A 14,173-nucleotide genomic window follows, 5' to 3' on the forward strand; every position below is an offset into this window, starting at 1 on the left:
CTCATGCGTCGCGCAGCGACTGCAGCGCGGGGCGCCGCAACACATTATGCAGGCTCAGCCAGCCGGCCGCACCGGCGCACGCGATGCCGGCCGCGATGCCGGCCGGCACGAGCCACGGATCGACGGCAAGCTGGAAGTCGAACACGCGCGACGCAAGCACCCAGCCGACCGCGATCGCGCCCGCCGACGCCAGCGCGCCGGCCAGCACGCCGACCACGACGAACTCCGCGCGCTGCACCGCGTTGACCTGCGCGCGCGACGCACCGAGCGCGCGCAGCAGCGCGGCCTCGCGCACCCGCTCGTCACGCGAGCCAGCAAGCGCCGTGTACAGCACGAGCACGCCGGCCGCGAGCGTGAACGCAAACAGGAACTGCACCGCGCCGACCACCTGCAGCATCATCCGCTGCAACTGCGCGAGGATCGGCGCGACGTCGATCGCGGTCAGGTTCGGGTAGCGCGCGATCAGCGGATCGAGCAGCGCGGCGTCCGATGCGGGCAGATGGAAGCTCGTGAGGTAGACGGCCGGGAAATCCTTCAGCACCGGCGGCGGCATCAGTACGAAGAAGTTGACGCGGAATGTGCCCCAGTCGAGCTTGCGCACGCTCGTGATCGGCGCGTCGACCGTCAGCCCCGTCACGTCGAAGCGCAGCGTGTCGCCCGGCTTCACGTTCAGTATCTTCGCGAGTCCGGCCTCGATCGAGATCTGCGGCGTGGCCGCGGTGCCGAACCAGTCGCCCGCGACGACACGGTTGTCGGACGGCAGCTCGGTCGTGTACGACAGGTTGAACTCGCGGTCGACGAGCCGGCGCGCCTCGTCGGACGGATACGTGTCCGGGTTCACCGGCTTGCCGTTGATCGCGACGAGGCGGCCGCGCACCATCGGCGCGGGCACCGCATCGCGCACGCCATGCGCGACCAGATAGGCCGCGACGTCGTCGCGCTGGTCGGGCTGGATGTCGATCAGGAACTGGTTCGGCGCATCGGGCGGCGTCGACTGCCGCCAGCCCGCGACGAGGTCGTTGCGCGTGATCGCGATCAGCAGCAGGCACATCAGGCCGAGCGCGAGCGCGGTGATCTGCAGCGCGCTCGCGGTGCCGCGCCGGTGCAGCGACGCGAGCGCATAGCGCCAGCCGACACCCGCGGCCACGCGCGCGTTGCGCACCGCCCGCGCGGCCGCGAACAGCACGAGCCGCGCGACCAGCGCGAAACCGACCAGCGCGCCGGCGAAGCCGCCCGCGACGATCAGGCCGAGCTTCAGGTTGCCGGCGGCCGCGATCAGCAGCCCCGCGAACAATACGACTCCAACCGCATACGCGGCCCACGCGGTGCGGGACGCATCGCCCCACTCGCGGCGCAGCACGCGCACCGGCGGCACGCGCGTGAGCGGCACGAGCGGCGGCAGCGCGAAGCCGAGCAGCAGCACCAGCGCGGCGCCCACGCCGATCAGCGCCGGCCACGGCGTCGGCGGCGGCAGCACGACCTCGATCAGTCCGCCGAGCGCGGCCAGCAATGCCCAGTGGCCGCCGTAGCCGAGCACCGCGCCTGCAGCACCCGACACGATCCCGATGCCGACGAATTCGAGCGCGAACAGCGCGCCGAGCGTGCGGCGGCTCACGCCGAGGCAGCGCATCGTCGCGCAGCCGTCGAGATGGCGCCGCATATAGCGCTGCGCGGCCATCGCGATCGCGACCGCCGCGAGCAGCGCGGTCAGCAGTGCGACGAGCGTCAGGAACTGGCGCGCGCGATCCAGCGTCTGCCGCACCTGCGGCTGGCCCTCCTGCAGCGACTCGAGACCGACGCCGCGCAGTTTCCCGCCGTCGACGCGCTCGTGCGCATAGGTTTCGAAGCGCGTGACGGCTTGCTGGTCGCCGGCGACCAGCAGCCGGTACGTGACGCGGCTGCCGTAGCCGGTGAGCCCCGTCGCGGCGAGCTCGTCCGCGCGCATCATCAGCCGCGGCGAAAAATTGACGAACGAAAAACCGCGATCGAGTTCGCGGGAGATCGACGCGGCGACCGTGAACGTACGCAGGCCGACGCGGACGGTATCGCCCGCCTTCAGGTGCAGCGCGTCGAGCAGCGCGGGATCGGCCCACACGGTGCCGGGCGCCGGAATCGCGTCCGCCTTGTGCGCGGCAGCGGCGCCGGCCGGCAGGATCTCGACCGCGCCGCGCAGCGGATACCCTGCCGACACGGCCTTCACGGCCGCGAGGCGCGCAGGCGCAGCGTCGGTCGCCGGCCCGCCCGCGGCGGACGCGATCATGCTCGGGAAGATCGCGGTCGTCGCGGTACGCAGGCCGAGTGCACGAGCCTGACGGTCGAACGACGGATCGACGGGACGGTCGGCGCGCACGACGAAATCGGCGCCGAGCATCTGGCGCGCGTCGCGCTCGAGCCCCTGGCGCAGCCGGTCGGCAAGAAAGCCGACGCTCGTCAGTGCCGCGACCGCGAGCACCAGCGCGAGTACGAGCAGCGTCAGCTCGCCCGCGCGCCAGTCGCGCGCGGTCATCCGTGCGGCCTGGCGGATCAGGTCGCGCAAGCCGAAACGGCCGGCATGCGCGGGCATGTCATGGCCGGGTTGCCCGGCCGGCGGCTGCGCCGCGTGTTGCCGCCCCTTCAATCGCGCTTCCCTCCGATCGAGTTGAGCCGCGACACCATGTGGTTGGCCATCCCGCGAAAGCCGCCCGACACACCGCGCCACAGGCGCGGCAGCGCCCAGGCCGAAGCGGCGATGAAGGCCGCGAGCAGCACGAGGAACGCGAGCGGGACGAAGAACGCGAGCACGAGCCCGCCGACCACGAGGCCGTCCTCGGTCGACGACGCGACCCAGTTCGAAATCGGTTCGGGAGACAGGTTGATCAGCGCACGCGTACCGGCCTTCGCCACGTGTGCGGCACCGGCGAGCGAACCGCCGGCGAGCCCGGCGACCGCCAGCACGGTCGGATCGGCATGGCCAAGGGCGCCGGCCGCGAGCACGGCGCCGGCCGGGATGCGGATGAAGGTGTGCACGGCATCCCACAGCGAGTCGAATGCGGGGATCTTGTCGGCAAGGAATTCGGTGAGGGCGAGCACGGCCGCGGCGCCGATGACCCACGGCGACATCAGGACGGCCAGCGTGTCGGGCAGATGGAGCCAGCCGACCCGCGCCAGCACGCCGGCGATCAGCACCGTCAGGTACAGGCGCAGCCCGCTCGCCCACGCGAGCCCCGCGCCGAGCGAAATGGCTTCGATCATGGCCCTCTCCTTGCACTTTCCGTGCGCTTTGCCGATCGATCGGATCGGGTCGGTCAGACCGGCCGCGCGGCGCGTGGCGACCGGCGCCGCATGCCGCGAACGGCACAACGGCATTCAGGCCCGAATGCGTTCCATTATAGACAGGTTAGAACCTGTTCCCGCTAATAACGGGCTTGCGCCGGCCACCAGACGGGCCGAGCGCAAGGAATGCGACGCGGCGAATACTCGACGTATTCGCGAGGAGCATGACGCCGCGACCGGCCCTTCTGGCGGTCAGCCCCACAAATGATTTTTTCCAAAACAAGGGAACGTGCGTTGCCGGGCAGCCGGCGCAATTCCGCAGTGTGGTGCCCGGGCGCAGTGCGTCCGGGATCCCGTCGTCCGGGCACCCGGCGTCAGGCGGCCGACGACAGCTTGAGGCCGACCAGTCCGGCGACGATCAGCGCAGCGCTCGCGACGCGCGCGACGGTCAACGCCTCGCCCATCATCACGATGCCGAACACGAACGCGCCGACCGCGCCGATGCCCGTCCACACCGCGTATGCGGTGCCGAGCGGCAACTGGCGCATCGCGACCGCGAGCAGCCCGAAGCTGGCCAGCGCCGTCACGATCGTAAACACCGACGGACCGAGCTTCGTGAAGCCGTCCGACGATTTCAGGCCGGCGGCCCAGGCCACTTCCAGCAAACCGGCAATCAACAACCATACCCACGCCATCTCGACGTACTCCGTATCGGATGGGGCCGTCCCCGTTGAAGCGAATGACCCGGGGTCGTCCCCGGGCGGCGCCGAGTATAACAAGAGGCTTACGGACACGCAGGACGCGACACATGGGCGGCGGCCGATCCGGGGCAGGATCGGCCGGGCCCGATCAGTTCGGCATCAGTTCGACACGCGCTTCGGCACGACGCCGCCGACGCAGCGGTCGTCGCGGTACAGCGTCCACTCCTCGCACGCGCGGCCATCCTTGAACATGCACATCCCGACCTGCCCACGCGGCAGGCTGCGGATCACGTGGCGACCGCCGAGCTTCTCGCAGTTGACCGACGCGGGATTGGCGAGCGCGGCCTGGGCGGGCGGCTGTTGCCCCGGCGGCAGCGGTTGGGCGAACGCGCCGGGCGCAGTCAGCGCCAGCGCACAGATGACGGCCAGACGGACGGACATTGCACGCTCCTCGATTTTGTTCGCGGAACGGCCAGCATAACGGGGAATCCGCGGCCGGTGTGCAAGGCCGGCGCAGGCCCGCGCAACTGTCGCACCGACGCAACCCTGCCGGCGCGCGGCGTCACGCCAGCCGGGGCTGCCGCTGCCGCGCGACGCCCGTCACGCGGCGCCGACCAGCCGGTAGCCGACGCCCGTTTCGGTGACGATGTACTCGGGCTGCGCCGGGTCGCGCTCGAGCTTCTGGCGCAGGTGCGCCATGTAGATGCGCAGGTAGTGATGGCTCTCGACGTGCGACGGCCCCCACACGTCGCGCAGCAACTGGCGGTGCGTGAGCACACGCCCCGCGTGCCGCACGAGCGTCGCGAGCAGCCGGTATTCGAGCGGCGTCAGGTGCACGATCTCGCCGTCTCGCCACACCTGGCGCAGCGCGAGATCGACGGTCACGGTGCCGAAGCTCACCTTCGGCGACTCGTTCGCGCCGCCCTGGTTGCGGCGGCGCAGTTGCGCGCGGATCCGCGCGCGCAGCTCGGACACGCCGAACGGCTTGGTCAGGTAGTCGTCGGCGCCCGCGTCGAGCGCCGCGACCTTCTCCTCTTCCTGCGTGCGCGCCGACAGCACGATCACCGGCACCTCGGACCAGCCGCGCAGTTCGCGGATCACGTCGAGGCCGTCGGTGTCGGGCAGCCCGAGGTCGACGATCACGAGATCGGGCTTGCGCGTCGCCGCGTCGATCAGCCCCTGCTTGCCCGTCTCGGCCTCGAACACGGCGATGTCCTCCTCTTCGAGCGCGGCGCGCACGAAGCGGCGGATCTGCTTTTCGTCCTCGATCAGGACGACGGTCAGGCTGGGTTCACTCATGGTCTGGCAATGACTCGGATGGGGACGATGCGCCCGGCACGTCGGATTCGTCGTCGGGCACGGCGGGCGCGGCCGGCGGCGTCTCGACCGGCAGCGTGAACCAGAAGCGCGCGCCCGTCACGTGGCCGTCGGGCGCGGTGCGGTTGAGCGCGCCGATTTTACCGCCGTGCGCCTCGACGATCGCGCGGCAGATCGCGAGGCCGAGCCCGATGCCCGGCGTCGCCGATTCCTTCTCGCCACGCGTGAACTTGTCGAAGATCCGCGTTTCCATGCCGGCCGGCAGGCCCGGGCCGTGATCGTCGACGTGCACGCGCACGAACGGCAGGCCGTCGTCGGTCACGCGCTCCGCGCCGATGTCGATCGGCGTATCGGGCGGCGTGTATTTCGCCGCGTTCTCGAACAGGTTGGTGAACAGGCGCTCCATCAGCACCGCGTCCATCTGCAGCAGCGGCAGGTCGGCCGGCAGCGACACCCGTGCGGGATGGCGCGCGAGCACGCGCTTGCATGCGGCAAGCGCGGCGCCGACGGCTTCCTCGAGCAGCGACCACTGGCGCTTGAGCTGCAGGCTGCCGGCCTGCAGCCGCGCCATGTCGAGCAGGTTCGTGACGATGCCCGTCATCCGCAGCGCCTCGTCGTGGATCGCGTCGACGAGCTCGCCCTCGCGCTGCGCAAAGCGTTCGGCCGCCGCGGCATCACCGCCCTGCGCGGCCGCACGCCCGTTCGCGAGCATCGACGAGAAGCCGACGATCGTCGTGAGCGGCGTGCGCAGGTCGTGCGAGATCGCCGACAGCAGCGAGTTGCGCAGCCGTTCGGACTCCATGTTGACGAGCGCGTCGCGCGCGATCTCGACGTAGTGCACGCGTTCGAGCGCGAGCGCGATCTGCGCGGCGAACGCGTCGAGCATCCGCTGCTGCTCCGGCACCTCGAGTTCGCGCGGCTCGCGCGACGCGACCGCGAGCACGCCGCGCGTGCGCATCGGCGCCTTCAGCGGCAGGTACAGCGCGGCCGTCGCGGGCAGCGTGTCGGTGCCGCGGCCGGCCGGCTTCTGCTGGTCGTACACCCACTGGCCGACGTCACAGTCGAGATCGGCGCCCGTCAGCGTGACGGCCGCGTCGGGCTCCTCGATCTTCTGGCGCACCTTGTCCGCGCTGTCGGGCAGCAGGAACGCGACGCGCGCGCGGAATACCTCGCCCACGTGGCGGCTGCCGATTTCGACGATCTGCTCGGTCGTCAGCGCCGCGCCCAGCTCGCGCGCCATCGCGTAGATCGCGCCGGTGCGGCGCTCGCGGCGCTGCGCGACGCTCGCCTGGCGCGTCAGCGTCGACGTCAGGTGGCTGATCACGAGCGACGTCAGCAGCATCCCGAAGAAGGTCAGCAGGTATTGCGTGTCGCTGACCGAAAACGACATGCGCGGCGGCACGAAGAAGAAGTCGAATGCGGCCACCGACAGGAACGACTGCAGCACGCCCGGGCCGCGCCCGAGCCGCACCGCGGAGAACACGACGCCGAGCAGGTACAGCATCACGAGGTTCGTGAGGTCGAGCCGCTCGGACACGACGTTTGCGACGACGGTGATCGCCGCGCAGATCGCGGCCGCGTACACGTAGTGCCGCGGCGGCGAACGGTGCGTGCCGAACTGCGCGAACGCATCGCGCCAGTCGCGCGCGCGCGGATCGAGCGGCGCCGCGCGCGCCTCGTCGCTCGCGGACGCACGGATCAGCATCAGGTCGACGTCGCCCGCGCGTTCGGCAAGCTGCTCGCCGAACGGCCGCGCGACGCGGCGCATGAGCCCGACCTTCGGCGAGCCGCCCGCGACGATCTTCGACACGTTGCGCACCTTCGCATAGCCGATCAGCGCGGCGACCGCGTCGGCGCCGGCGAGTGTGGCGGTTTCCGCGCCGAGCTCGGCCGCGAGCTTCAGCGCGTCGAGCGTGCGCTGCCGCTGCGCGTCGGGCAGCCGCTGCAGGCGCGGCGTCTCGACATACACGGCGATCCAGTCGGCCTTCAGGCTCGCGGCGAGCCGTGCGGCAGCACGCACGAGCGTCGGTGCCTCGGCGCCCGGACCGACACACACGAGCAACCGCTCGCGCGCCTGCCAGATACGCTGGATCGAACGGTCGGCACGGTATTCGCGCATCTGCGCGTCGACGCGGTCGGCCGTGCGCCGCAGCGCCAGTTCGCGCAGCGCGATCAGGTTGCCCTTGCGGAAGAAGTTGCGCACCGCGCGCTCGGCCTGCTGCGCGAGATAGACCTTGCCGTCGCGCATCCGCTCGAGCAGCTCCTCGGCCGGCAGGTCGACGAGCGTGACTTCGTCGGCCGCGTCGAACACGCGGTCGGGCACGGTCTCCCACACGCGGATGCCGGTGATCGCACCGACCACGTCGTTCAGGCTTTCGAGGTGCTGGACGTTGACGGTCGTATATACGTCGATGCCCGCGTCGAGCAGTTCGTAGACGTCCTGCCAGCGCTTCAGGTGCCGTGCACCCTGCACGTTCGAGTGCGCGAGTTCGTCGACGAGGATCAGTTGCGGCTGGCGCGCCAGCGCGCCATCGAGATCGAATTCGGCGAGCGTGCGGCCGCGATAGTCGATGCGCGCAAGCGGCAGCACGTCGAGGCCGTCGAGCAGCGCGGCGGTTTCGCTGCGGCCGTGGGTCTCGACGATGCCGACGACGACGTCGACGCCGTCCTGCAGGCGCTGGCGCGCGGCCTGCAGCATCGCATAGGTCTTGCCGACGCCGGCCGATGCGCCGAAGAAGATCTTGAGCTGGCCGCGACGCTGCTTTTCTTCGTCTCGCTGCAGCTTGTCGAGGAGTTGGTCTGGATCGGGACGGTTCATGCGTCAGGAAAGCGAAGCGCACGGATGCGCGCGAGTACGAGCATTGTTGTTCCAAATCGCCGCAAAAGGCAAAGACGGCGCATGCGCCGTCGAGAAATACGCGTCCGGCGCGGATCGGACCGCGCCGGACGCCGGTTGTCGGGAGCCCGGACGCCGCGCGATCAGTGCGCGGCCTGCGCCGCGTCGAGCGCGAGGTTCAGCTTCAGCACGTTCACGCGCGATTCGCCGAGCACGCCGAACTGGCGGCCCGTCGTGTTCGCGGCGACGATCTGCGCGACCGCGTCGGGCGCCAGGTTGCGCGCCTTCGCGACACGCTCGACCTGGTACGCGGCGGCGGCCGGCGTGATCTCCGGATCGAGGCCGCTCGCCGACGCCGTCACGAGGTCGACCGGCACCGGCTTCGACATGTCGGTGCCGGCATCGTGCAGCGCGGCGATGCGCCCCTTCACCTGGTCGGCGAGCGACGGGTTCAGCGGGCCGAGGTTCGAGCCGCCGGAACCGGTCGCGTTGTACGGCATCGGCGCCGTGGCCGACAGCCGGCCCCAGAAGTACTTCGGCGCATCGAACTGCTGGCCGATCAGCGCGGAGCCGACCGCCTTGCCGTCCTTCTCGATCAGGCTGCCGTTCGCCTGCGACGGGAACACGGCCTGGCCGAACACGGTCATCACGGCCGGGTAAGCAAGCCCCGTCACGGCGGCAAGCACGACAAAGATCACGACGAGCGGACGAATCAACGTTTTCATGATGTTTCCTTCAAGGCCTCAGGCCCAGCCGAGTGCGGCGAGCGTCATGTCGATCAGCTTGATGAACGGGAACGGCAGCAGCACGCCGCCGAGGCCGTAGACCAGCAGGTTGCGGCGCAGCAGCGACGCGGCGCCGAGCGGCCGGTACGTGACGCCCTTCAGCGCGAGCGGGATCAGCGCGACGATGATCAGCGCGTTGAAGATCACCGCCGACAGGATCGCGGACGCCGGCGACGTCAGGTGCATGATGTCGAGCACGCGCAGCTGCGGGTACGTCGTCACGAACGCGGCCGGGATGATCGCGAAGTACTTCGCGATGTCGTTCGCGATCGAGAACGTCGTCAGCGAGCCGCGCGTCATCAGCATCTGCTTGCCGATCTCGACGATCTCGATCAGCTTCGTCGGGTTCGAGTCGAGGTCGACCATGTTGCCCGCTTCCTTCGCGGCCTGCGTGCCCGTGTTCATCGCGACCGCGACGTCGGCCTGCGCGAGCGCCGGCGCGTCGTTGGTGCCGTCGCCCGTCATCGCGACGAGGCGCCCCGCCGCCTGGTGCTCGCGGATCGTCGCGAGCTTGGTTTCCGGCGTCGCTTCCGCGAGGAAGTCGTCGACACCCGCTTCCGCCGCGATCGCCGCGGCCGTCAGCCGGTTGTCGCCCGTCACCATCACGGTCTTGATGCCCATCTTGCGCAGTTCCGCGAAGCGCTCCTTGATGCCGCCCTTCACGATGTCCTTCAACTCGATCACGCCGAGCACGCGCGCCGCACCCTCGTGCAGGTCGGCCACGACGAGCGGCGTGCTGCCGCGGCGCGCGACCTCGTCGACCGCGCGGCGCACTTCTTCCGGGAAGCGGCTGCCGTGCGTCTCGACATAGCGGCGGATCGCATCGGCCGCACCCTTGCGGATTTCGCGGCCCGGAAGGTCGACGCCGCTCATCCGCGTCTGCGCGGAGAAGCCGAGGAACGTCGCATGGAGCTGCGCCATGTCGCGCTGGCGAATGTTGAAGCGCTCCTTCGCGAGCACGACGATGCTGCGGCCTTCCGGCGTTTCGTCGGCGAGCGACGACAGTTGCGCGGCATCGGCCAGCGCTTCCTCGGTCACGCCCGGCGCGGGCACGAACATCGACGCCTGGCGGTTGCCGAGCGTGATCGTGCCGGTCTTGTCGAGCAGCAGCACGTCGACGTCGCCGGCCGCTTCCACCGCGCGGCCCGACGTCGCGATCACGTTCGCCTGCATCATCCGGCTCATCCCCGCCACGCCGATCGCGGACAGCAGGCCGCCGATCGTCGTCGGGATCAGGCACACGAGCAGCGCAACGAGCGCGGTGATCGTCACCACGTGGCCGGCTTTCATCGCTTCGACCGAGAACATCGAGAACGGCAGCAGCGTCGCGGTCGCGAGCAACATCACGATCGTCAAGGCCACCAGCAGGATCGTCAGCGCGATCTCGTTCGGCGTCTTCTTGCGCTTCGCGCCTTCGACCATCGCGATCATCCGGTCGAGGAACGCCTCGCCGGGGTTCGCGGTGACCTTCACGACGATCCAGTCGGACAGCACGCGCGTGCCGCCCGTCACCGACGAGAAGTCGCCGCCCGATTCGCGGATCACCGGCGCGGATTCGCCGGTGATCGCCGATTCGTCGACGGACGCGACGCCGTCGACGACCTCGCCGTCGGCCGGGATCACGTCGCCGGCCTCGACGAGCACGACGTCGCCCTTGCGCAGCTCGGTTGCGGTCGTGATACGGATCGGCGACTTCGGATGCGGCTCGTTGAGCTTCTTCGCCATCACGTCTTTCTTCGCGCTGCGCAGCGATGCGGCCTGCGCCTTCGAGCGCCCTTCGGCGAGCGCTTCGGCGAAGTTTGCGAACAGCACCGTGAACCACAGCCACAGCGCGATCGCGAGGATGAAGCCCGACGGCGCCTCGGCCTGGCCGGAGAGCGCCGCGATCCACAGAATTGTGGTCAGGATGCTGCCGACGTACACGCAGAACATCACCGGGTTGCGGAACTGCGTGCGCGGCGTGAGTTTCTTGAACGAGTCCACGATCGCCGGGCGCAGCAGCGCCGGATCGAACATGGACCGTGTTGCGGAATGTTGAGTCATTGCGATCTCTTCAATCTCTTCAGTCTTTTCAATGTGTCGCCATGCGGGCGCGCATCACGCGCCCAGCCACATCATCAGGTGCTCGACGCCAGGGCCGAGCGCAAGCGCCGGCACGTAGGTCAGCGCGCCCACCAGCAGCACGGTGCCGAGCAGCAGCACGACGAACAGCGGACCGTGCGTCGGCAGCGTGCCGCTCGTCGCCGCGATGCGCTTCTTCGCGGCGAGCGAGCCGGCGATCGCCAGCACCGGCACGATCGTGCCGAAGCGGCCGAACCACATCGCGATCGCGGTCATCCAGTTGTAGAACGGCGTGCCGACCGTCAGGCCCGCGAACGCGCTGCCGTTGTTGTTCGCGGCCGAGCTGAACGCGTACAGGATTTCCGAGAAGCCGTGCGGCCCCGGGTTCGCGATGCCGGCCTTGCCCGCATCGGCGAGCACGGCGATCGACGTGCCGACCAGCACCAGCAGCGGCGTGAGCAGCACGACGATCGACACCATCTTCATCTCGTACGACTCGATCTTCTTGCCGACGTATTCCGGCGTGCGGCCGATCATCAGGCCGGCGACGAACACCGCGAGCAGCGCGAACACGAGCATCCCGTAGAGGCCCGAGCCGACCCCGCCGTAGATCACCTCGCCGAGCTGCATCAGCAGCATCGGCACGAGGCCGCCGAGCGGCGTCAGCGAATCGTGCATCGTGTCGACCGCGCCGCACGACGCGGCCGTCGTCGCGACCGTGAAGATGCCGGTCTGCGCGATCCCGAAGCGGGTTTCCTTGCCTTCCATGTTGCCGCCCGGCTGCAGCGCGCTCGTCGACTGGTCGACGTGCAGCGCGACGAGCGTCGGGTTGCCGCCCTGCTCGGCGTTTACCTCGACGCCGACCGCGACCACGAACGCGACCGTCATCGCCGCGAGCACCGCGATACCCTGCCGGCGGTCGCCGATCATGCGGCCGAACACGAGACACAGCGCGGCCGGGATGATCAGGATCGAGAAGATCTGCAGAAAGTTCGCGAACGGCGTCGGGTTCTCGTACGGATGCGCGGAGTTCGCGTTGAAGAAGCCGCCACCGTTGGTGCCGAGCATCTTGATCGCTTCCTGCGACGCGACCGGGCCCATCGCGAGCGTCTGCTTCGTGAGCGGGGTCGGCACCGTCACCGGGTTGCCCTTGTCGTCCTTCACCGGGTTGCCCTGCGCGTCGAGCTTCGGCGCCGCATAGGTGCTCGCCTGCAGCACCGGCACGTCCTGGTACGACTTCATGTTCTGGATCACGCCCTGGCTCATCAGCAGCGCGGCGATGATCATCGACATCGGCACGAGCACGTACATCGTCACGCGCGTGAGGTCGACCCAGAAGTTGCCGATCGTCTGCGCGGTATGACGCGCGAAGCCGCGGATCAGCGCGATCACGACGACGATGCCGGTCGCCGCCGACAGGAAGTTCTGCACGGTGAAGCCGAGCATCTGCGCCAGGTAGCTGACGGTCTGTTCCGGTGTGTAGTCCTGCCAGTTCGTGTTGGTGACGAAGCTGACGGCCGTGTTGAACGCGCCGTCGACCGTCATCGCGCCGAACTGCTGCGGGTTGCCGGGCAGGAAGCCCTGCAGGCGCAGCAGGCCGTAGAGGAACAGCGCGCCGAGCGCGTTGAATGCGATCGTCGCGACCGCGTACTGCTTCCAGTTCATCTCGGTGCCGGCGTCGACGCCGGCGATGCGGTACAGCGCGCGTTCGAGCGGCCCGAACACGCGCACGACGCGCGAGCTGCCGTCCATCACCGCCGTCAGGTAGCGCGCGACCGGAACGGCCGCCGCCAGCAGCACGACGATGAACAACAGCGATTGCAACAGGTTGTTCGCGTTCATTCGATGTCCTCCGCGCGCAGCAGCGCAAAGACGAGATACGCGAACAGCAGCGCGGTGGACGCGCCTGCCAGCCAAAGCATCCAGGTCATGCTCGCCCCCCGCGACCGTATTGCACGAGCTTCTCGCAACCGGCAATCAAACCGAGGATCAGCGCGGTGAAAAGCACCAGGGCGCCGATAAATACCCCATCCATTTTTGTGTTCTCCGTCGTCGAAGTCAGACGACTAGAACCTTATGGGAACGCACGTAAAGGACGGGTCAAAGGTATCGGGGCGGATATAAAAAACGTGTAAACGCGAGGCGGGAGAAACCGGAGACAGGACGGGCGGCGGCGCAGCGCCGCCCGCGAAGGCGCGTGCCGGCATGGCGCCGGCACGAAGTGAATGGTCAGGGAACGAGGATCGTCGAGCCGGTGGTCTTGCGTGCTTCGAGATCCTCATGCGCGCGGCCGACTTCCGCGAGCGGATAGCGCTGGTTGATGCTCGTCTTCACCTTGCCCGACAGCAGCACGTCGAACAGCTCGGCGGCCGCGGCTTCGAGATCGGCGCGCTTCGCGATGTACGAGAACAGCGTCGGGCGCGTGAAGAACAGCGAGCCGCGCGACGAGAACTCCTTCGAGTCGATCGGCGGCAGCGGGCCCGACGCGTTGCCGAAGCTCACGAACAGCCCGAGCGGCGCGAGGCTGTCGAGCGAGCCGACGTAGGTATCCTTGCCGATCGAATCGTAGACGACCGGCACGAGCGCATCGTTCGTGATTGCCCTCACACGCTGCGTGAAGTTCTCGCGCGTGTAGACGATCGGGTGGTCGCAGCCGTGCGCTTTCGCGAGTTCGGCCTTCTCGTCGGAGCCGACCGTGCCGATCACGGTCGCACCGAGCGCCTTCGCCCACTGGCAGACCAGCAGGCCGACGCCGCCCGCCGCGGCATGGATCAGGATCGTGTCGCCGGCCTTGACCGGATACGTGCGGCGCAGCAGGTAGTGCGCGGTCAGGCCCTGCAGCATCACCGACGCCGCTTCGTCGTAGCTGATGCAGTCCGGCAGCTTGACGAGGCGATCGGCGGGCAGCACGCGCTCCTGCGCGTACGCGCCGGGCGACGACCACACATAGGCGACGCGGTCGCCGGGCTTGAACGCGGTCACGTCGTCGCCGACCGCCGTCACCTCGCCGGCCGCCTCCATCCCGAGCCCGGCGGGCAGCGGCTGCGGATAGAGGCCGGTGCGGAAATACACGTCGATATAGTTGAGCCCGACCGCATGCTGCTTGACGCGGACCTGGCCCGCCTGCGGCTCGCTGACCTCGACATCGACCCACTTCATCACATCCGGGCCGCCTGCCTGGTCGTATCGGATTGCTTTCGGCATCGTTTCGCTCCTCGTCT

At 69.4% G+C, this 14,173-nt stretch carries 11 protein-coding genes; all 11 read right to left on the reverse strand.

What is annotated here, in order from left to right; translation table 11 throughout:
• Position 1: 1 nt before the first annotated feature.
• Positions 2–2,563: an ABC transporter permease gene (locus tag LXM88_RS17235; protein WP_262535179.1), complete on the reverse strand. Its 2,562-nt coding sequence runs from the start codon at positions 2,561–2,563 to the stop codon at positions 2–4.
• A gap of 50 nt (positions 2,564–2,613) precedes the next feature.
• Positions 2,614–3,231 (reverse strand): DUF4126 domain-containing protein, encoded by a 618-nt coding sequence (locus tag LXM88_RS17240; protein ID WP_048249428.1) that lies wholly within the window; start codon positions 3,229–3,231, stop codon positions 2,614–2,616.
• A gap of 395 nt (positions 3,232–3,626) precedes the next feature.
• Positions 3,627–3,947, reverse strand: coding sequence for a quaternary ammonium compound efflux SMR transporter SugE (gene sugE / locus LXM88_RS17245; protein WP_006497024.1), 321 nt, complete (start codon positions 3,945–3,947; stop codon positions 3,627–3,629).
• Positions 3,948–4,112: 165 nt separating this feature from the next.
• On the reverse strand, positions 4,113–4,394 hold the full coding sequence (locus LXM88_RS17250; protein ID WP_262535196.1) for a DUF333 domain-containing protein: 282 nt from the start codon (positions 4,392–4,394) through the stop codon (positions 4,113–4,115).
• A gap of 159 nt (positions 4,395–4,553) precedes the next feature.
• Positions 4,554–5,252: a two-component system response regulator KdpE gene (gene kdpE / locus LXM88_RS17255; RefSeq protein WP_027786844.1), complete on the reverse strand. Its 699-nt coding sequence runs from the start codon at positions 5,250–5,252 to the stop codon at positions 4,554–4,556.
• Positions 5,245–8,088 (reverse strand): DUF4118 domain-containing protein, encoded by a 2,844-nt coding sequence (locus LXM88_RS17260; RefSeq protein WP_262535203.1) that lies wholly within the window; start codon positions 8,086–8,088, stop codon positions 5,245–5,247. Before LXM88_RS17260 ends, kdpE begins: the two co-directional genes overlap by 8 nt.
• A gap of 161 nt (positions 8,089–8,249) precedes the next feature.
• Positions 8,250–8,831, reverse strand: a complete 582-nt coding sequence (gene kdpC, locus LXM88_RS17265; protein ID WP_262535204.1) for a potassium-transporting ATPase subunit KdpC — start codon at positions 8,829–8,831, stop codon at positions 8,250–8,252.
• Between the two features lie 18 nt (positions 8,832–8,849).
• Complete coding sequence (gene kdpB, locus LXM88_RS17270) at positions 8,850–10,934, reverse strand: potassium-transporting ATPase subunit KdpB (protein WP_262535205.1); 2,085 nt, start codon at positions 10,932–10,934, stop codon at positions 8,850–8,852.
• A gap of 54 nt (positions 10,935–10,988) precedes the next feature.
• Complete coding sequence (gene kdpA / locus LXM88_RS17275) at positions 10,989–12,794, reverse strand: potassium-transporting ATPase subunit KdpA (RefSeq protein ID WP_262535207.1); 1,806 nt, start codon at positions 12,792–12,794, stop codon at positions 10,989–10,991.
• Positions 12,791–12,883 (reverse strand): K(+)-transporting ATPase subunit F, encoded by a 93-nt coding sequence (kdpF, locus tag LXM88_RS17280; protein ID WP_006752209.1) that lies wholly within the window; start codon positions 12,881–12,883, stop codon positions 12,791–12,793. Before kdpF ends, kdpA begins: the two co-directional genes overlap by 4 nt.
• A 298-nt stretch (positions 12,884–13,181) precedes the next feature.
• On the reverse strand, positions 13,182–14,156 hold the full coding sequence (locus LXM88_RS17285; RefSeq protein WP_262535232.1) for a quinone oxidoreductase family protein: 975 nt from the start codon (positions 14,154–14,156) through the stop codon (positions 13,182–13,184).
• Positions 14,157–14,173: the final 17 nt, after the last annotated feature.

The organism is Burkholderia sp. S-53 (genome assembly GCF_025560745.1).
In the GTDB taxonomy this organism is placed as follows: Bacteria; Pseudomonadota; Gammaproteobacteria; order Burkholderiales; family Burkholderiaceae; genus Burkholderia; species Burkholderia pyrrocinia.